Genomic DNA, 18,948 nt, shown 5'->3' on the forward strand with positions numbered 1-18,948 from the left:
TGCAACGCCGCGGCGGAGGCATCCCTCATGAAGCATGTCCGGGTGGCGCGAATTCGGCCGCCGCTTCCCCGACGGCACCCTCGACGACTTCCTCGGCCACTTCTGCGGCGGTCGGCTGATCGCGTTTCCTGCCCCGGTCGCCGCGACCGCCGCGACCCGATTCCGGTTTCGCTTCCGGGCCGCCTTGCCGATCATGTTCCAGGGAGTCCGGACAGCGTCCCGGAACGAGCCGCACGCGCTTTCCGCGGTGGATTCCTCACGGCCCGGAAACGGCTTTCTCCGCGCCGAGCCGACCGCATCCGCGGCTCTTACCGGGTAAAGGACTGACGTGACCTCTCCGGCGGATCTCATTCCCGCGCCCCGCGCCGTGCAAGGGCCCCTGCGCGGCGGTGTCGAGCTCGACGGCGACACCACCCTGTGGGCCGGGCCCGGCACCGGGACCACCGAGCGCTGGCTGCGCTCCACCCTGGGCGCCGCCCTCGGGCTGGGCCTGCCGCCGGGCCCCCGGGACGCCCGCGACTGCGTGCGGCTGCTCGTGGACGACACGCTGGGACCGGAGGCGTACCGGCTGAGCGTCGTCGCGCACCGGGGCGTGGAGATCCGCGGCGGAGACCCGGCCGGTGTCTTCTGGGGCGCCCAGACCCTGCGTCAGCTCCTCGGCCCGCACGCCTTCCGGCGCGCGCCCGTGCGCCCCGGTGTCCGCCACGGAATCCCGCACCGGATCATCGAGGACGCCCCCCGCCTCCGCTGGCGCGGTCTCCTGCTCGACGTCGCCCGGCACTTCCAGCCCAAGGAAGCCGTCCTGCGCTACCTGGACCTGATGGCGGCACACAAACTGAACGTCTTCCACTTCCATCTGACGGACGACCAGGGCTGGCGGATCGAGATCAAGAGGTATCCCCGGCTGACCGAGGTCGGTTCCTGGCGGCCCCGCACGAAATTCGGCCATCGCGCCTCACCCCTGTGGGAGGAGAAGCCGCACGGTGGCTTCTACAGCCAGGACGACATCCGGGAGATCGTGGCGTACGCCGCCGAACGGCATATCGCCGTCGTCCCCGAAATCGACGTACCGGGCCACTCGCAGGCCGCGATCGCCGCGTATCCGGAACTCGGCAACACCGACGTCATCGACACCACCCGCCTTGCCGTCTGGGACACCTGGGGCATCAACCCCAACGTACTCGCTCCCACCGACACCACCCTGCGCTTCTACGAAGGGGTGTTCGAGGAGGTCCTGGAGCTGTTCCCGGCGGACGCCGCCCCGCACACGGGGTTCTCGCGGTTCGTCCACATCGGCGGCGACGAGTGCCCCAAGGACCAGTGGCGCCGGTCGCCCGCCGCGCAGGCCCGGAGGGAGGAACTCGGGCTCGCCGACGAGGACGCGCTGCAGTCCTGGTTCGTACGGCACTTCGACACCTGGCTCACCGCGCGCGGGCGCCGTCTGATCGGCTGGGACGAGATCCTTCAGGGCGGGCTCGCGCCCGGCGCCGCCGTGTCGTCCTGGCGCGGGTACGCGGGCGGGACCGCCGCCGTGCGCGCGGGACACGACGTGGTCATGTGCCCCGAGCAGCAGGTCTACCTCGACCACCGGCAGGACGGCGGCCCCGACGAGCCGGTGCCCATCGGGTACGTCCGCACCCTGGAGGACGTCTACCGGTTCGAGCCCGTGCCCGAGGAGTTCACGCCCGAGGAGAGGGCACACGTCCTCGGCACCCAGGCCAACCTGTGGACCGAGGTGACGGAGGACCAGGCGCGCGTGGACTACCAGGCGTTCCCCCGGCTCGCCGCGTTCGCCGAGGTGGCCTGGAGCGCCCTGCCCGCCCCTGCGGAACGGGACTTCGCCGACTTCGCGCGGCGGATGGAGGCCCACTACGGCCGCCTCGACGCCCTCGGGGTCGGCTACCGCCCGCCCGAGGGGCCCCGGCCCTGGCAGCGGCGCCCCGGCGTCCTGGGCCGCCCGATCGACGGCCCGCCGCCGCACCGGTAGCGGCCGTGGCGGTGCCCGCGTACGGCGTCACGGAAAAACCCGGCACTGTCACCGAAGAGTGGCAATTCACTCGCACCGGAGATGCCGTGCGAAAACGGACCATCTCCTGGATGAGGTGGGCGAATGCCTCCTAGCGGACCCCCGTCTTCGGGTGTGACGAACATGTGCCAGAGTTGCCACGTCCGCCCTGTCAGCACGTACCGTACGGCGCACAGGCGGGACCACGTGGGGCAGCGGGAAGGGGCAGCCGGTTTTGAGCACGCATGCACCGCAGGCGGCGCAGGCCGTCACGCTGCCGACGACGCTGGACGAGGCGGTGGCGGCCCTCGCGGCCATGCCCGCCGCCGTGCCCGTGGCCGGCGGCACCGACCTGATGGCCGCCGTCAACTCGGGGCAGCTCCGGCCCGCCGGGCTGGTCGGCCTCGGCCGGATCAGCGAGATCCGCGGCTGGCAGTACCAGGACGGCCACGCCCTGCTCGGCGCCGGGCTCACGCACGCGCGCATGGGCCGCCCCGACTTCGCCGCCCTGATCCCGGCGCTCGCCGCCGCCGCGCGCGCCGCGGGCCCGCCGCAGATCCGCAACGCGGGCACCCTGGGCGGCAACATCGCGAGCGCCGCCCCCACCGGCGACGCGCTGCCCGTGCTGGCCGCGCTGGAGGCGACGCTGATCATCGCGGGCCCGGGCGGAGCCCGCCGCGAGATCCCGGTGTCGCACCTGCTGGCCGGCGTGGACATGCTGCGCGGCGGCGAACTGATCGCCTACGTGCGCGTGCCGCTGCTGCACGCCCCGCAGGTCTTCCTGAAGGCGACCGGCCGCACCGGCCCCGGCCGCGCCGCCGCCTCCGTCGCGGTGGTCCTCGACCCCGCCCGGCGCGGCGTGCGCTGCGCGGTGGGCGCCATAGCTCCGATGCCGCTGCGGCCCCTGGACGCCGAGCAGTGGGTCGCCCGGCTCATCGACTGGGACAACAACCGCACGATCGTCCCGGAGGCGCTGACCGCGTTCGGCGAGTACGTCGCCGCCGCCTGCATCCCGGACCCGACCCCGGGCGTGGACGGCTCCGTACCGGAGCTGCCGCCCGCCGTACTGCACCTGCGGCGCACCGTCGCCGCGCTGGCCCGACGAGCACTGGGGAGGGCGCTGTCGTGACCGACGACCAGCACGGAGAGGGCGCGCAGCCCCGTAGCGGCGGCCGCTGGGACCCGCTGCCCCAGGGCGACTACGACGACGGGGCCACCGCGTTCGTCAAGCTCCCCGAGGGCGGCATCGACGCGCTCCTGGCCGCCGACAGCCCGCTCGCCGCGCCCGGTCACGGGTACGTGCCGCCGCAGATAGCGGCCGCGCCCCCCGCGACGGACGGCACCTGGGCGGCCCCGGCCGGCGGCACCGAGTGGCCCGCGCCGCAGCTGCCGCCGGAGACCTCCGGCGGCGACCGGTTCACGTACAACCCCGGCTCGACCGGCCAGTGGAGCTTCACCGACACCTCGGCCGGCCCGGCCGACCCCGCGGCACCGCACGCGCCCGGACACGACGTGACCGGCCAGTGGTCGATCCCGGTGGCCGGCGGCGACCTGCCGGACGAATCGGGCGAGTTCACTACGTCGGCCCTCGTCGAGCAGTGGGGCGGCACCCCGCCGGCCACCCTGCCGGGCGGCGCCGCCGCGCCCTGGGCGACCGGCTCGACCAACGGCGCGGGCCAGAACTGGGCCCAGCAGGCGCAGCAGGCCGGCCTGGCCGAGGCGGCGCACACCGGCCTCCAGGAGAGCGGCCGACCGGCCCAGGACACCGCCGGGTTCGGGCACGGGACGGAGCCTGACGCCGCGCACGACACGGGCCACGGAATCGCGTACGGGCTGCCGAACGGCACCGCGCACGACAGCGGCCACACGCCCGCGTACGGCACCACCCACACACCCGTGCACGACCCCCCGCACACCCCCGCGCACGGCATCGACCACACCCCCGCGCACGGCATCGAACACACCCCCGCGCACGGCATCGAACACCGGCCCGCGCACGGGGAGGACCACGCCCCGGCGCACACCGCCGACCAGGCCCCCGCGGACTCCGCGCCGCAGGACCCCCCGGCGGCCGGGCCGGAGCCCGAGGGGTCCGCCCCCGCCGAAGAGGCGCAGCGGGCCCGAGAGGCCCTGGAGGACACCTCCGACGCCGATGGGGCCCACGCCGGCGCCCGGGACGCCCACGAGCCCGCGGAGGCCGCTCAGCGCACCGCCGAGCCCCCCGCCGGACCCGACCCGCAAGGCGGCTCGGCCGACCCGGCCGCCCCCGCGCACGGGGACGCCGAAGCCGCCGCCGACGACCCCGACGAGGCGCCCGCGGAGCTGCCCCCGCCCCCGGCGGAGGAACACCCCCTCGCCTCCTACGTCCTGCGCGTCAACGGCTCCGACCGGCCCGTCACCGATGCCTGGATCGGCGAGTCGCTGCTCTACGTCCTGCGGGAGCGCCTCGGCCTCGCGGGCGCCAAGGACGGCTGCTCCCAGGGCGAGTGCGGTGCCTGCAACGTCCAGGTCGACGGACGTCTCGTCGCCTCCTGCCTCGTGCCCGCCGTCACCACCGCCGGCAGCGAGGTCCGCACCGTCGAGGGCCTCGCCGTCGACGGGCAGCCCTCCGACGTGCAGCGGGCGCTCGCCCGGTGCGGGGCCGTGCAGTGCGGCTTCTGCGTGCCCGGCATGGCGATGACCGTGCACGACCTGCTGGAGGGCAACCCCGCGCCCACCGAGCTGGAGACCCGCCAGGCCCTGTGCGGCAACCTGTGCCGCTGCTCCGGCTACAAGGGTGTCCTGCGGGCCGTCAAGGACGTCGTCGCCGAACGCGAGGCCCAGGCCGAGGCGGACGCGGACGGCGACGAGGCACGTATCCCGCACCAGGCGGGCCCGGGCGCCGGCGGCGTCCACCCGTCCGCGTTCGAGAACCCGGCACAGCCCCACCCGCACGACCCCGTGTACGGACAGGGCCAGGACGGAGGCCAGGCGTGAGCAACGAAGCAGCCACCGCGACGACCACCGCGGAGGCCGCCCCGGCCCCCGAGCCGATCCCGCACGGCCTCGGCGCCTCCCTGCAGCCCGCCGACGCGCGCGCCAAGACGGAGGGCACCTTCCCGTACGCGGCCGACCTGTGGGCCGAGGGCCTGCTGTGGGCGGCCGTGCTGCGCTCCCCGCACCCGCGCGCGCGGATCGTGTCGATCGACACCTCCCACGCGCGCGAGATGCCCGGCGTGCGGGCCGTCGTCACCCACGAGGACGTCCCCGGCAGCCCGGTGCACGGCCGCGGCAAGGCCGACCGGCCCGTGTTCGCCTCCGAGGTCGTACGCCATCACGGCGAGCCCATCGCGGCCGTCGCCGCCGACCACCCCGACACCGCGCGGATGGCCGCCGCGGCCGTCATCGTCGAGTACGAGGTGCTCGACCCGGTGACCGACCCGGAGCTGGCGTTCGAGGCCGACGCCCTGCACCCCGACGGCAACCTGATCCGGCACATCCCGCTGCACCACGGCGACCAGAGCGCGACCGGCGAGATCGTCGTCGAGGGCCAGTACCGCATCGGCCGCGCCGACCCCGCCCCGATCGGCGCCGAGGCCGGACTCGCCGTGCCCCGCCCCGACGGCGGCGTCGAGCTCTACCTCGCCTCCACCGACCCGCACACCGACCGCGACACCGCCGCGGCCGTCTACGGCCTGGCACCCGATCGGGTGAAGATCGTCGTCACCGGGGTGCCGGGCGCCACGGCCGACCGCGAGGACCAGGGCTTCCAGCTCCCGCTCGGCCTGCTGGCCCTGAAGACCGGCTGCCCGGTGAAGCTCACGGCGACCCGCGAGGAGTCCTTCCTCGGCCACGTCCACCGCCACCCGACGCTGCTGCGCTACCGCCACCACGCCGACGCCGAGGGCCGGCTGGTCAAGGTCGAGGCCCAGATCCTGCTGGACGCGGGCGCCTACGCCGACACCTCCGCCGAGGCGCTCGCCGCCGCCGTCTCCTTCGCCTGCGGCCCCTACGTCGTCCCGAACGCCTTCATCGAGGGCTGGGCCGTGCGCACCAACAACCCCCCGTCCGGCCATGTGCGCGGCGAGGGCGCCATGCAGGTGTGCGCCGCCTACGAGGCGCAGATGGACAAGCTGGCGAAGAGACTCGGGATCGACCCGGCCGAGCTGCGGATGCGCAACGTCATGGCGACCGGCGACATCCTGCCCACCGGCCAGACCGTGACCTGCCCGGCACCGGTCGCCGAACTCCTCCAGGCGGTCCGGGAGTACCCGCTGCCGCCGCTCCCCAAGGACACCCCCGAGGAGGAGTGGCTGCTGCCCGGCGGCCCCGAGGGCGCGGGCGAACCGGGCGCGGTGCGCCGGGGCGTGGGCTACGGCCTCGGCATGGTGCACATGCTCGGCGCGGAGGGCGCCGACGAGGTCTCCACGGCCACCGTGAAGGTCCAGGACGGCGTCGCGACGGTCCTGTGCGCCGCGGTGGAGACCGGCCAGGGCTTCACCACCCTGGCCCGCCAGATCGTCCAGGAGACCCTCGGCGTCGAAGAGGTGCACGTCGCACCCGTGGACACCGACCAGCCCCCGGCCGGCGCGGGCTGCCGGGGCCGGCACACGTGGGTCTCCGGCGGCGCGGTGGAACGCGCGGCCAGGATGGTCCGCACCCAGCTCCTCCAGCCCCTCGCGCACAAGTTCGGCATGTCCACCGAGCTGCTCCAGATCACCGACGGCAAGATCACCTCGTACGACGGTGTGCTGTCGACGACGGTCGCCGAGGAACTGGTCGGCAAGGAACTGTGGGCGACGGCCCAGTGCCGCCCGCACCCCACCGAACCGCTGGACGGCGCGGGCCAGGGCGACGCGTTCGTGGGCATGGCCTTCTGCGCGGTCCGCGCGGTCGTCGACGTCGACATCGAGATCGGTTCGGTGCGGGTCGTGGAACTCGCGGTCGCCCAGGACGTCGGCCGGATCCTCAACCCGGCGCAGCTCGCGGCGCGGATCGAGGCGGGCGTCACCCAGGGCGTGGGCATTGCCCTCACCGAGAACCTGCGCACCCCGCGCGGTCTGATCCGCCACCCCGACCTCACCGGCTACGCCCTGCCGACGGCGCTCGACGCCCCGGACATCCGGATCGTCAGACTCGTCGAGGAACGGGACGTGGTCGCCCCCTTCGGGGCCAAGGCGGCCAGCGCGGTCCCGGTGGTGACGTCCCCGGCGGCCATCGCCTCCGCCGTGCGCGCCGCGACGGGCCGCCCCGTCAACCGCCTCCCGATCCGCCCGCAGGCCGCGGTGGTGACGGGCCAGTGAGCGATCCGGAGCGCTACGAACCCCCGCCGAGCGTGGGCAAACTCCTGCTGTGGATCGTGGTGTTCGCGCTTGCGGCGCTGGCCGTGGTGCTGGGCGGCGTCTACTTCACCTGAGGTCTCGCGCGGCGGAGGCGACGGACGAGGTGATGGGGGCCCGAAGGGAACGCGCCGGGGCGGTTCGACGTCTCTTCAGTGGGGGCGGCTGCCGCCACCGGGGCGCCGTCGCAGGTCAGGGCCATTGTCAGTGGGCCCGCATAGGCTGCGGAGCAGTGGGACGGCGCACGCACCTTTCACGCACGGGGGACCGATGAGCACGACCAGGAGCACCACCACGATCGTTTTCACCGATGACGAGCTGAACCCGTACGTCACGCACGCCGCGACGCGCCGCTGGCTGACCGGCCCCGGACTGCCGGGCGAGGGCGGCCTGCTGACGTTCGAGGCGCTGCGCATTGACGGCCTGCGCACGGTCGCCGACTCCACCGGCGACCCCGAGGGCCGGCTGGCGGCGGAGCTGCGCGACCGCCTGGTGATCGGCGGCATCCTGGGCACCGACGGCCGCGAGCGGGAGTCCGTCCTGCTGGACGGCGCGACGGGCGAGATCTCCACGACGTACTTCCTGCACGACCGCCCCGACCTGATGGACACCCGCCCGCTGGCGCCCTCCCTGGAGAAGCTGCTGCGCTTCGCCACGGCGGTGGACGAACTCGCCGCCCTGCGCGGCCAGTTCGCCTCCTACGCGGGCCGGCTGGGCCCGCAGGCGGTCGCCGAGGCGAGCCGACAGCTCCTCGCCGTGTTCGAGGCGGGGGCGGCCGGTGACGGAACCGGTCTGTTCTGGAAGCTGGCCGCCGTGATCCGTCCGCTCGCTCTGGTGGCCGGCCCCGGCACCGCGTCCGGACTGGCCCTGGACCTGCCGCCCCGCCTCCTGGAGGACGAGTTCGGCAGCGGCGAGGTCGCCCGTTTCGAGGACGTCGACTGCCCCAAGGCCCTCACGCACGCCCCGACCCGCCGCTTCCTGTGCGAGGTGGGCCTGCCCGAGGAGGTCGTCTGGTTCTCCCTGGAGACGGACATGCCGCTGCAGACCCTCGCCGAGTACTGCGCCGACGCCTACGAGGGCGTCCTCACCGACGAGCGGCTCCCGCTCAACGCGGACCGGCTGATCCGCCTCGGCCACCTCCTGGAGGACACCAGCCTGGTCGTCGACGGCGACTCGGGCGCCGTGCTCAGCTGGAGCGAGCCCGACCTCGCCCTGCGCCCGCTCAACGCCGATGTCTCCACCCTGGCGTTCACCCTCTGGCTGATACGCCGCGAGAAGGCCCTCGACGCGGTCCACGAACTCACCGAGGCCTACGACCAGCTCGCCGAGACGATGTGCCGCACCCTGGCCGCCGTGGACCCGGTCGCCTGCGACCCGACCCCGAACACCCCCACCGACGACGGCTGGCGCTACTGGCCGGGGATGTTCGAGGACGAGCCGGGCGGAGGGCTGTACGCCTGACGCCACCGGCCGACGACGGCCGAGGCCGGCCGACGCACCGAAAGCCGTACGGCCGGCCACTGGTGAGCGGCCGGCCGTACGGCGGTGCGGGAGGCCATGGCGGGAATTGAACCCACGTACCTCGCTTTGCAGGTTTGTCCTGGCTGGTCAGGGAGCGATACGGGCTCGTTCGCCGCTGTTCAACCCAGTACGTCAGCAGTGGTCGTCAGAGTCGTATGAACAGCTCTGGATGGTCGCGAACGCCGGTGAACGAGACGGAAATTGAGACGGTAGGGGAGCGTTCCAGGGCCCCAATGATCTCCGGTGTCAACGTGGTCAGGGCAGGTAGTGGACATGCGGCCAAGACATGGTGTTGCGGATCACGGAGGCCGCTCTTGCTCTGGATTGCCAAGGGCCACCGATGCGCAGGACACACTCCCCGCGCATTCCCCCTGGGGGGAATGTAGACCAATCAATAATGCAATGTGCAACTTCTATTTCGGTTTGCGCACTCGCGGTTTTAGTGATAAGCCGGAACTGTGCACGTGGAGTTGCACGTGGCGGGCGATTGCTCGTATCGGATCAAAGCATCACTCTATGTTTGGCTAGGGGTGCGAGATGAATGAGAGTGCGAAGACCTGTTTTGTCATATCGCCTCTGGGTGAAGAAAAGTCTGACACGAGAATTGAAGCCGACAGGTTGTTTGAATTGGTCATAGAGCCTGCGCTGGAAGTGTTTGGGTTTCAGGTGGAGCGGTCTGACAAGATTGTCGGATCGGGACTCATAACTAGCGACATCGTTCGGATGGTGCAAAACTCGGAGCTTTGCATCATTGATCTCACCGAACACAATGCCAATGTGTTCTATGAATGTGGACGGCGACATGAGGCCGCGAAGCCGTTCATTCAGCTAATTCGGTCTGGTGAGACCCTTCCCTTTGATGTGGCGGGAATCAGAACAATTCAATATGACTTGAGCAGTCCTGAGTCGGTAAGGAAGGCGATAGAAGATATCAGAAAGCCGGTCAGGCAGTTTGAGGAAAACGGCTATGCGGTCACCTCGAGCGGAGCCTCTACGGCCACTCTTGCACAATCCTTGGAAAGAGTAGAAAGGAAGATTGATAGATTGGATTCGTATGCGTCGAAGCGAGTTCGCAAGCGGGCAAGTGCAGTAGGTCTGCCCGCAGATGGCGATGGGGTTGGCCTGCTCTCAAAGGTTGAAGGCGGGGCCGGCGGCTTCCTGAATAAACCGGATGAGCTATTTATGAAGGCGATCGCGATAGGCGACATGGAGGCCGCAGAGGTTGCGCTAGAAAGAATCCTCCAGGTTTCGGATGACCCGAAGAAGATAGTGTATTTCGCTTCCTACCTTGCCGATGCGGGGGACGAGGGTGGCGCCCAGGCGGTGAAGGAAGCTCTGGAAAATAATCCCGATCTCCCCATCAGTACGTTCATCACGGGAGCTAGCGCGTTGGCGCAGTATTACGTGGTCAGGGATCGAGAGTCTGAGGGCGTCGAGGAAGTGGAGAAGTTTATACTCCCAAGGCTTGAAGCGGAGGGAGTCGGTGATCGCGATAAGGCTCGTCTAAACAATCAACTCTCACGCATGTACTATGGGGCTAGCCGGTACGAGGATGCGCAAAGGGTCGGCATTCGCGCTGTTGACCTTGCGCCGGACGTGACGGCGTATAAGTTCAACCTGTCTTTGGTTTATGAAGCAAGAGATCTCTACGACCTGGCAGAGCAAGTCGTAGACGAGTACATGACGCAAAAATCTGATGAAACAGATTCCGACCACCTCGGTCAAGCGATAGACATCTATCTAAAACGCGATCGTCACGAAGACGTTCGGGCGGCATTTTCGAGATTGATGCAGGTTGATCCAGCTGCGGCAGCGTTGAAGACGATGCTCAATGATGAGCTTCGATCGCTTGTTCAATAGCCGGGCTATTCATTGGCGGGTCGGAAAGATTTAACTTCCGCTCACGATGTAGGGACCGCCGCATGCCATGGATGACTGCCCGTTTGAGGTTGCCGTCTCATGTTGCGACCACAGAGACCATCCGCGCTCGGTGTTCCGATTCTGCCAGGTGGTAGCAGTCCATGGCGTGGTCGTCGAACTTGGTTGCGTCCGCCGCGAGTTGGGTCCGATACGAAGTGGTGACCGAAGGTTTTCGGGACGCGGCGTACCTTCTGAGAGGTGATGGCCACGATCGAGGGCCAGGCCCCCTCTATCTGTCGGCGGTTGCTGACGCGGGCCCATGCTTTGGCTTCCTGTCGAGGACTCTGCGCTTTGAGGCACCATGGAGGGCTGGAGCGTGACGACGCGAGACGGATGAGGAGGGTGAGTGTCGCAGCTGGCGAGCCCGCGTGGGACCTTTCAGAGGATCGCTGATCAGCTCAAGGCGCAGATGGATCGCGACCCGGAGATGGTGGAGCTACCACCGATCGCAGAGATCATGCACGATCACCAGGTCTCGCGCGGTGTGGTGCTTCGGGCGTTTGCGGCGCTTCAAAGGGATGGCGCTGCGGGGCCGGTTCCGGGCGGACGCTGGCGAGTGGTCAGGGAGGGACAGCAGACCGACCGCCGGCCCCTCGCCGAGCGGCTCACGGACGTCTTCGCGGATGACGGCCTTGTAGTTGGGGCAGCGTTCCCGAGTGCTTCCGCGCTGTGCGAGAGGTTCGGTGTCTCGCGCCCGACGGTCACCAAGGCGTTGGGGAAGCTGGAAGCCGCAGGATGGCTGTCCGAAGGGGGACAGGGCAAGCTACGTACCGTGCGGGCCCTGCCGAATCGAGAGGAGAGTTCCTCACTGTGACGGGACTGACAGAGTGGGCGTACCCGCTCGCTGAATCGCTGCTTTCCGACCCACTGCCCCGCCGCTGGAAGCACTCGGTTGGAGTCGCCGAGCGCGCACGCACCATCGCGCCGATCCTCGGTGCGGACGCGGAGCTGTTGGAGGCGGCGGCGGTCCTGCACGACATCGGTTACGCGCCGGACCTCGCCAAGACGGGATTTCACCCGCTCGACGGGGCCCGCTACCTTCGCGACATCGCGCACGCCGACGAGCGGGTGGTGAACCTGGTGGCTCACCACTCCTGCTCATGGATGGAGGCAGATGCCCGGGGGCTGCGCGAGGAACTTGAGGGCGAGTTTCCACGCGAGCACGCGCACCTCAATGACGCGCTGTGCTACTGCGACATGAACACGACTCCGGACGGGGTGCCCACCAACCCAGTGGACCGGATCAACGAGATTGCCGGCCGGTACGGGCCGGACAGCCTGATCGGGACGTTCATCCGCCGGGCTGAACCGGAGATCCTCGCGAGCACTTCACGCGTGCTCGAACGCGTCGCCGCCGGGAAGCGTCAGCCGACGTAAGGGGCCGTGCGGGTCCGGTCCATCGCGTGCTCGATCCGGAGCCGCATGGTTGGGTGGACGTCTAGCTTTGTCAGGTCCGATGGGGTGACCCATCGGACCTGCGTCGTCTCATTGCTTGTTCGCACCTCGCCCCCGACCGGACGCGCGCGGAAACAGATGCTGAACTGCTGCCGGACCTCGCCGTCGTCGTACTGCATCACGTGGCCGGGGTCGGTATAGATCCCGGACATGTCGACGACTTCCGCCTTGATTCCGGTCTCCTCCCAGACCTCGCGGACCACGGTGTCACTGATGGACTCGCCGACGTCGTGGCCACCGCCGGGCAGTGCCCACCGGCCGTTGTCGGACCGCTGGATCATCAGCACCTGTCCCGCGTCGTTCTGTACGAACGCAACGACGGACGGCACCACCGAGTTGGCCGGCGGGGCATCGGGGTCATGCAGGTAGTCAATGCGTCCCATGGTCAGGCTCCTGTGATGCTTGCGATGTCTTGATCTGTGAGCGGCCGGGCGTTGTCCCAGGTGTGTTCGATGCTATTCGCGTACGTGTCGAACAGCCCGCCGCCGGGCAGACGGCGCAGATGTAGGACCGGGGCCATGTACGCGCCGATGCCGTAGACGTGGGGGTTCACGAGCATCTCGTCATCGGACCGGTAGATGGAGTTGTAGAGCGTGGAATCGTGCAGCCGGACCCCGATGTCGGGATGACTCCTCATGAGCGGGCGGTAGTGCAGTAGGGCGTTCCGAATCTTGCCGCCCATGATCCGATGTCCCTCGTCTATGCCGCGCTGCTCGACTGCCGCACAGTCGGGGTCCCCGAGCAGGATGCGCACCTGGGCGCCTGCCTCAACCTTCGCCTTGGCGAGGTCATGAAAGACGGGGTCCTCAGACAGGAAGAGCCCGGAGTAGACGAGCACGTCTACGTTCCGTTGGGCCCTCCCATAGATCTCTCGCCAGAGGCCGGACGGCACCGTGTGCCGATGCGGGTAGACCGTGACGATCTCAGCTTTCGTCAGGTCCGCCGCGCTCTCAACGGCCCGGTCGTCGTCCCACAGCGTTGTGACGTCGACCTTGAGCGCTGCGGCCGTCGCGTACTGGTGTCGCCGATACGGAACCTTCCCCTTCGTGATCCAGCGTTCGACGGTCTTCGGGTTGACATCGATCTCTTCGGCCAGTGCCTGAACCGTCATGCCGCTGGCCAACAAGGCAGACCGCAAGCGTTCGTTGGACATCTGTACCCCCGGTGGGACGTCTAGGGACCTCTTGAAGGTACTCAGACGTCCTTGAGGTGTCCACGTACGGGGTGACCAAGTCCCCTGACCTGGGGCGATTCTGATGGTGCGCCAAGAAGTCCCGGCGCAAAGCCAAGAGGTTCCGACGCTGTACTTGACGGAACCCCATGCAGTACCTGTAAAACAGGTACTGCAACGTCCGGAGGAAAGCCCGAGGGGGTGAGTACGAAGGCAGCGTTTGTTCCTTGAGAACTCAACAGAGTGCTTTGAATGATCGGCCCCGGCGTCCAGCCGTGAAGGGCGCGGGATCGAATCCCGCCCGGGGCACTGGCCTGCCGCTTCCTGCGGTGACGGCCCTCAATGACCGTGCGGCGTTCTCCCGGACAAGGACAACGCGCCGCCCGGTCTCCCTCCCGACGTAGCAAGAGGAGAGATCCATCATGCGTATGCGCATGTTCGTCGCTGGCCAGGAAGCGCACGGCGACTTGGAGTTCGCGGAACTGGCGCTCGGTATCGACGTCGACCTGTTCCGGGGCCCGCTGGAGTCCGAGACGGACGACGAGCGGGCCGCCCGTGAGGACGCGGCCCGTGACGTCCTCGCCGACCTGCGGGCGGAGGCGGATGCCGGTGACGAGATCGCCGGTTGGGACGCCCTGTATGCCGACGCGCTGACCCGCACGGTGCCGTTCCTGCGGTCCGTTCGCGGCCTGCGGGCGGGGGCGGGGGAAGCGGCGTGAACGAGACCCGCAAGCCTCTGACCGGGGTTCAGATCGGTGTGCTGTCGGCCGCGTTCGTGCCCATGCTGGCCACGGGCGTGGTCGGCGGTATCGGCACCTACAGCAACATCGGTCACGCCTACGGCTCCGGGACCGCGCTCGGTGCGCTCGGTGCCGGCGAGGGCGCGACGGCCGTGCTCGCGCTGGTCCTGTTGGGGCTGACCATGCTGGGCCAGTCCTCGCCCCTGGTCGTCCGGCTGGGACTGTGGGTGCTGCCGGCCGCCGCGTCCGTCATGGCGGCGATGGCCGCGCCGGACCCGGGTCGCACGGTGGTCTACGCGCTGACCCCGCTGGGCATGTCCGTCTCGGCGGAGGGGATGGCGTTCCTCGCCCGCCGGATCGTCGTGCACACCGACGGCCGAGACGCCGAGAACGAGCGGCGCACCGCCGACCTGGTGCAGGCGCTCGCCTACCACCGGGCCCGCGCCGCCCACCACCCGACCAGCCGGGTGCGCAAGCGCTCGGATCGGGCGTCGTGGCGCCTCGCCCGCAAAGTCGGGGTCGGAGACGTCGCCCTCGGATCGAGGCTGCTGGACGTCCAGCGCACCCGGATCACCGACGGTGCGGACGCTGCCCTCGCCTCGATGTTCGGCACACTGGCTCTCGATTCCTCCCCGGTCATAAATGCGGAGGAATCCACTGGAAGTAGTCGAGAACGGTCTACCTCTGACCTGCCCGTATCGACCCCGGCCACGGTCGTCCTGACGCGGCTTTCGGTGCCCGATCCGGCGCCGGTGGACCTGGGCAAGTCGGGCGGCGGTATGAAGCCGATGCCCGCCGTCGCCCCGATCGTGCAGCCGGTCCCGATCGCCCCGCCGCCCGCCCGTTCGGTGCCTGCCGCGTCGACCGGGCCGCGTCGTGCGACGGGCCGTGTCCCGGTCGCCGCCAAGTCGACCCGCACCCGCCGCACCCCCGACCAGCTCATGGCCGAAGCGCGCAAGGCCATGGCCGGTCTTCCGGACGCTCAGGTGACGGGGGAGGGTATCCGCCGGGCCCTGCGCACCTCGCCGGCGAACGCCCGCATGCTGCGTGACGCGCTGCTCGCCGAGCGCGCCACCACGGCGGTGACGCCGTGAGCACCCTCGCCGCGCTCTTACCGGCCGTGCCGCCCGTCATCGGGTGGGCGGTACACGCCCGGTGGCTGCACAGCCGACTGACCACGGCCCGCCGTGACCCGCTCACCGGATTGTGGACGCGGGACGCGTTCACCCGGCGGGCCCGCCGCCTGCTGCGCGACCCGCGCGCCGTGGTCGTGCTGGCGGACGTCGACCACTTCAAGCAGATCAACGACCGCTTCGGCCACGCTGCCGGTGACGTGCTGCTCGCCACGGTCGCCGCCCGCCTCGCCCACGGCACCACCCCCGGCGGGGTCACGGGACGGCTCGGCGGGGACGAGTTCGCCGCCGTCGTCGTCGACCGCGACGGCACAGCCGCAGACCGGTTGCACACCCTCGCCCGCGTCCTCGCCCGGCCGGTCGACACCGCCCCTGACGTGCACACCACGGTGTCGCTGGGGTGGGTACGGGCCGCCGACCACCCGGGCGAGGACCTGTCCACGCTGCTCCGCCGGGCTGATGAGGCCATGTACGCGGCCAAGCGGTCCGGTCGATCCGGTCCTCGCCGGGCTCGTCTCGGGCGGCTGCTCGGCTCGGTGGCCGGTCGGCGTCCCGGACGGCGCGGGGCGGCATGAGCGCGCTGCCGGTCTTCCGGTGGCGTCTCGCCCCGGACGGCTACGCCACCCGCCGCCAACTGAGGGCCCGCGACCTGCGCCCCGGCGGTCAGGATGTCGCCGCCCAGCTCGAACGCCCCCGGCGGCGGGGCCGCCCGCCCCTGGTCGCCTACCTGTACCGCGTCGACCTCGCGAAACCGGTCCGGCCGATGACACCGGGCCGTTGGCGGGCCCACGCCGCGATGATGCGCGCTCGCCGCACCTGTCCCGAGTGCCGCCGGGATGCCGGGTACGTCATCCCGCCCACGCTCGGAACCTGCGTGACCTGCGCATACCCCGAAGAACAGCGCACTGCCTGAATCGCACATCTGCACGGGGACCGGAATCCGGTCATCGGCTTCCCTCTGCCGCATCGACGATCGCAACCCGGGTCCGGCCGCCCGACCTTCCACAGCAAGCCGGCCGGACCCTTCGACTCCCGAAGGAGTAGGTACATCGTGACCGAGACGACGACGTTCACGCCCGCCGGGGACCCGGAGGGCACCGAGCGGCCGGCGGCCGACGTGCTGCCGTTCCCGCTGAAGAAGACCACCGCCCCCGCCGTGCTCGGTGAGGGCGAGGCCAAGCCGGGGGAGTGGGACGCTGAACTCCCCGACACCGACGACCCGGAGGCCGACGGCCTGAGCGAGGGCGCCCCGGTCGACCCGCCGCGCGAGGTCTACCCGCCGTCCGTGGCGGAGTGGATGGAGGCCAAGGACAAGGCCCGTCTGCCGGTCCTGCCGGACTGGGTGAAGCTGCCGGACCAGCGCGCGGCCGTCCGCAAGTGGGCCGTCCGGCACTACTCGGCTGTGGCGGGCTATCACGCGCTCCGTCTGCCGCTGGTCTATACGCCGAAGATCTGCATGTACTCCCCGCGGGGCGCGTGGCGGTGGTCGACGGCAATCGGCCGGTGGGTGTCCGACGCGGAGGGCAAGCCCTTGCGCCTGGCCGCCGTGGCGGAGGAGAACGCGGCGGACTACCTGAAGCTTTCCCGGCAGCGCAACGACCGCGTGAGGCTGCGGGGGATCGTCGCGACCGTGGGCGGGTTCGTCGGTCTCGCCGCCGCGCTGACCCTGTACGTCATGGCGCCGTCGTGGCTGCTCATGCTGGCCGTGGCCACCCTGACCACGACCCTCGGTGTGGTCGGGGCGCCGGCGGACCGGCCGCTGATCGACCTGGCCAAGGTGACGTTCCGCAAGCGCAAGCTGTCCTCGGACATCGTCATCCGCGCGCACGAGGTGGCCGGGCTGACCAGCAAGGACCAGACGATCGCGTTCCCGCGCCCGATCGGGCGGGACGGCGACGGGTGGCGGGTGGTCGTCGACCTGCCGTACGGCAAGACGTTCGAGGACGCGATGAAGGCTCACGCCCGCCTCGCGTCCGGAATGGACATCGCTCCTACTCAGCTCTTCCTGGACAAGGACGAGACGAGCGGGCGGCGGGTGTCGTACTGGATTGCCGACCGTGACCCGCTCGCCGTGCCGTCGGGCAAGTCGCCGCTGCTGGGGGCGACGCGGGTGGACTTCTGGAAGCCGTTCCCGTGGGGTGTCGACGAGCGCGGCAACCCGGTCATGGCAACCATGCTGTGGCTGTCGCTGCTGGTCGGCGCCGTGCCCCGGCAGGGCAAGACGTTCTCCGCCCGCACCATCGCGCTGGCCGCCGCGCTGGACCCGTACGTGCGCCTGTACGTGTTCGACGGCAAGGCGTCGCCGGACTGGCGCACGTTCGCCAAGGTGGCCCACCGCATCGGGTTCGGCATCGTGCCCAAGAACGGGGTCGACCCGGTTCAGCACCTGCTGACCTCGCTGCGGGAGCTGAAGGCGGACGTCGAGGACCGCTACCACCGGCTGTCCGAACTGCCCCTGCACGTCTGCCCGGAGGGCAAGCTGACCCCGGAGATCAGCCGGGACAAGAAGCTGAACATGCCGCTCACGCTGTTCGTGGTCGACGAGGTTCAGGAGTACCTGACCCACCCCGAGCACGGCAAAGAGATCCTGTCCCTGATGGTCTACCTCGCCCGCGTCGCCCCGGCTGTCGGCGTCTCGGTGATGACGGCGACGCAGAAGCCGGACGACAAGGCGTGCCCCTCTGAGCTGCGTGACCAGCATCAGGCCCGGTTCGCGCTGCGGGTCGGTGCCTACCAGGTGTCGGACACCATCCTCGGCGCCGGTTCCTACAGCGAGGGTCTGGACGCGTCCAAGCTGTTGAAGTCCCACAAGGGCGTCGGTCTGCTCAAGGGCATGTCCGACGGCTCCGGGATCGTGCGCACCTACCTCGCCGACGGCCGCGACGCCGACCGCATCCTGACCCGCGCCGCCGCCCTGCGCGAGGCCGAAGGGACTCTGTCCGGCGACGCGGTGGGCGAGGCCCCGGCCCCGGAGACGTCCACGACGATCCTGGACGACGTCGCGGCCGTGCTCGGCAAGGGCGAGGCCAAGGTGTGGTCCGAGACGATCGTGGACCGGCTTGCCGACCTGCGCCCGGACGTCTACGGCCCGTGGGCCGCACTGGACGCCAAGCCCAAGGCCGAAGCGCTCACGGCCGCGCTCAAGCCGTACGGCATCGGCACCGTGCAGATCAGCCGGCGCATCGACGGCGAGGGACAGGTCAACAAGCGCGGCATCAAGCGCGACGACATCGCCACCGCGATTACGCAGCGCAACAACAAGCGGGACGCCGAATAGGCCTCGCAGCCCGCTACCGGTAGCGCCGGACGTCGCTACCGGTAGCGACCCCGCTAGCGACCCAAACGGCACCTGATCAGGTTGCTAGCGGGTAGCGGCCGACCTGCGGAAACCCCTCGAAACCCCTCTGAGAGGCCCCTGATGAGCTTTGCTCTGCTTGCTTCCGCCTGCCTGTTGGTCATCACGCTTGGTTACGTCGTCAAGTGCTGGCTGAGCCCGTTCGGGGACTGCCGCAAGTGCGACGGCATGGGCCACGGCTTCAAGACCGACCGCAAGGGCAAGACCCGGCGCGGCAAGGACTGCCGCCGCTGCGACGCGACCGGGAAGCGCATACGCGTCGGCCGCTGGATCTACAACCGCGCCGCGCGCACCTACCGCGCCGGCACCCGCTGACCCTCCCGGGAGACA

16 protein-coding genes are annotated in these 18,948 nt (G+C 70.3%); 14 read left to right on the top strand and 2 right to left on the bottom strand.

Annotated features, from left to right (window positions below):
- Positions 1–328: 328 nt before the first annotated feature.
- From AQJ58_RS00340 to AQJ58_RS00375, 8 genes are all read left to right on the top strand, one after another.
- On the top strand, positions 329–1,987 hold the full coding sequence (locus tag AQJ58_RS00340) for a beta-N-acetylhexosaminidase (protein ID WP_067243673.1): 1,659 nt from the start codon (positions 329–331) through the stop codon (positions 1,985–1,987).
- Positions 1,988–2,240: 253 nt separating this feature from the next.
- A complete protein-coding gene (locus tag AQJ58_RS00345) occupies positions 2,241–3,134 on the top strand; it encodes an FAD binding domain-containing protein (protein ID WP_067243675.1) in 894 nt (297 codons plus the stop codon).
- Positions 3,131–4,981, top strand: a complete 1,851-nt coding sequence (locus AQJ58_RS00350; RefSeq protein ID WP_067243677.1) for a (2Fe-2S)-binding protein — start codon at positions 3,131–3,133, stop codon at positions 4,979–4,981. Before AQJ58_RS00345 ends, AQJ58_RS00350 begins: the two co-directional genes overlap by 4 nt.
- Positions 4,978–7,287, top strand: a complete 2,310-nt coding sequence (locus AQJ58_RS00355) for a xanthine dehydrogenase family protein molybdopterin-binding subunit (RefSeq protein ID WP_067243679.1) — start codon at positions 4,978–4,980, stop codon at positions 7,285–7,287. The genes AQJ58_RS00350 and AQJ58_RS00355 overlap by 4 nt, the downstream gene beginning before the upstream one ends.
- 306 nt (positions 7,288–7,593) lie before the next feature.
- The gene (locus tag AQJ58_RS00360; RefSeq protein WP_067243681.1) at positions 7,594–8,784 is read left to right on the top strand and encodes an SUKH-4 family immunity protein; all 1,191 of its coding nucleotides are present in this window, start codon (positions 7,594–7,596) and stop codon (positions 8,782–8,784) included.
- A gap of 597 nt (positions 8,785–9,381) precedes the next feature.
- Positions 9,382–10,704 carry a tetratricopeptide repeat protein gene (locus AQJ58_RS43210; protein WP_159056201.1) on the top strand — a complete coding sequence of 441 codons (1,323 nt, stop codon included), beginning with the start codon at positions 9,382–9,384 and terminating at the stop codon, positions 10,702–10,704.
- 406 nt (positions 10,705–11,110) lie between these two features.
- The gene (locus AQJ58_RS00370; protein ID WP_067243685.1) at positions 11,111–11,578 is read left to right on the top strand and encodes a GntR family transcriptional regulator; all 468 of its coding nucleotides are present in this window, start codon (positions 11,111–11,113) and stop codon (positions 11,576–11,578) included.
- The gene (locus tag AQJ58_RS00375) at positions 11,575–12,141 is read left to right on the top strand and encodes an HD domain-containing protein (protein ID WP_067243687.1); all 567 of its coding nucleotides are present in this window, start codon (positions 11,575–11,577) and stop codon (positions 12,139–12,141) included. The genes AQJ58_RS00370 and AQJ58_RS00375 overlap by 4 nt, the downstream gene beginning before the upstream one ends.
- On the opposite strand, the gene AQJ58_RS00380 is transcribed toward AQJ58_RS00375, so the two are convergent.
- Positions 12,129–12,602, bottom strand: coding sequence for an NUDIX domain-containing protein (locus AQJ58_RS00380; protein ID WP_067243689.1), 474 nt, complete (start codon positions 12,600–12,602; stop codon positions 12,129–12,131). The genes AQJ58_RS00375 and AQJ58_RS00380 overlap by 13 nt on opposite strands.
- A 2-nt stretch (positions 12,603–12,604) precedes the next feature.
- Positions 12,605–13,372 carry a helix-turn-helix domain-containing protein gene (locus AQJ58_RS00385; protein WP_067243691.1) on the bottom strand — a complete coding sequence of 256 codons (768 nt, stop codon included), beginning with the start codon at positions 13,370–13,372 and terminating at the stop codon, positions 12,605–12,607.
- A gap of 446 nt (positions 13,373–13,818) precedes the next feature.
- Between AQJ58_RS00385 and AQJ58_RS00390 the strand changes: the two genes are divergently transcribed.
- The 6 genes from AQJ58_RS00390 (at position 13,819) to AQJ58_RS00415 (ending at position 18,933) form a co-directional block, all read left to right on the top strand.
- Positions 13,819–14,109 (top strand): hypothetical protein, encoded by a 291-nt coding sequence (locus AQJ58_RS00390; RefSeq protein WP_067243693.1) that lies wholly within the window; start codon positions 13,819–13,821, stop codon positions 14,107–14,109.
- Positions 14,106–15,224, top strand: coding sequence for a conjugal transfer protein (locus AQJ58_RS00395; protein ID WP_067243695.1), 1,119 nt, complete (start codon positions 14,106–14,108; stop codon positions 15,222–15,224). Before AQJ58_RS00390 ends, AQJ58_RS00395 begins: the two co-directional genes overlap by 4 nt.
- A complete protein-coding gene (locus tag AQJ58_RS00400; RefSeq protein ID WP_067243697.1) occupies positions 15,221–15,838 on the top strand; it encodes a GGDEF domain-containing protein in 618 nt (205 codons plus the stop codon). The genes AQJ58_RS00395 and AQJ58_RS00400 overlap by 4 nt, the downstream gene beginning before the upstream one ends.
- Positions 15,835–16,176 carry an RRQRL motif-containing zinc-binding protein gene (locus tag AQJ58_RS00405; RefSeq protein ID WP_067243699.1) on the top strand — a complete coding sequence of 114 codons (342 nt, stop codon included), beginning with the start codon at positions 15,835–15,837 and terminating at the stop codon, positions 16,174–16,176. Before AQJ58_RS00400 ends, AQJ58_RS00405 begins: the two co-directional genes overlap by 4 nt.
- A gap of 138 nt (positions 16,177–16,314) precedes the next feature.
- Entirely contained in the window at positions 16,315–18,540 is a 2,226-nt protein-coding gene (locus AQJ58_RS00410; RefSeq protein WP_067243701.1) for a cell division protein FtsK, read from the top strand.
- A 141-nt stretch (positions 18,541–18,681) separates the two neighbouring features.
- Positions 18,682–18,933: a hypothetical protein gene (locus tag AQJ58_RS00415; protein ID WP_067243703.1), complete on the top strand. Its 252-nt coding sequence runs from the start codon at positions 18,682–18,684 to the stop codon at positions 18,931–18,933.
- Positions 18,934–18,948 lie beyond the last annotated feature (15 nt).

This window comes from Streptomyces sp. DSM 15324 (assembly GCF_001514285.1).
In the GTDB taxonomy this organism is placed as follows: Bacteria; Actinomycetota; Actinomycetes; order Streptomycetales; family Streptomycetaceae; genus Streptomyces.

What these genes read in the sequence shown, in the direction of transcription:
- AQJ58_RS00360 (WP_067243681.1), top strand. Translation starts at nt 7,594, where the DNA reads ATGAGCACGACCAGGAGCACCACCACGATCGTTTTCACCGATGACGAG.
- AQJ58_RS43210 (WP_159056201.1), top strand. Translation starts at nt 9,382, where the DNA reads ATGAATGAGAGTGCGAAGACCTGTTTTGTCATATCGCCTCTGGGTGAA.
- AQJ58_RS00380 (WP_067243689.1), bottom strand. Translation starts at nt 12,602, where the DNA reads ATGGGACGCATTGACTACCTGCATGACCCCGATGCCCCGCCGGCCAAC.
- AQJ58_RS00385 (WP_067243691.1), bottom strand. Translation starts at nt 13,372, where the DNA reads ATGTCCAACGAACGCTTGCGGTCTGCCTTGTTGGCCAGCGGCATGACG.
- AQJ58_RS00390 (WP_067243693.1), top strand. Translation starts at nt 13,819, where the DNA reads ATGCGCATGTTCGTCGCTGGCCAGGAAGCGCACGGCGACTTGGAGTTC.
- AQJ58_RS00405 (WP_067243699.1), top strand. Translation starts at nt 15,835, where the DNA reads ATGAGCGCGCTGCCGGTCTTCCGGTGGCGTCTCGCCCCGGACGGCTAC.
- AQJ58_RS00415 (WP_067243703.1), top strand. Translation starts at nt 18,682, where the DNA reads ATGAGCTTTGCTCTGCTTGCTTCCGCCTGCCTGTTGGTCATCACGCTT.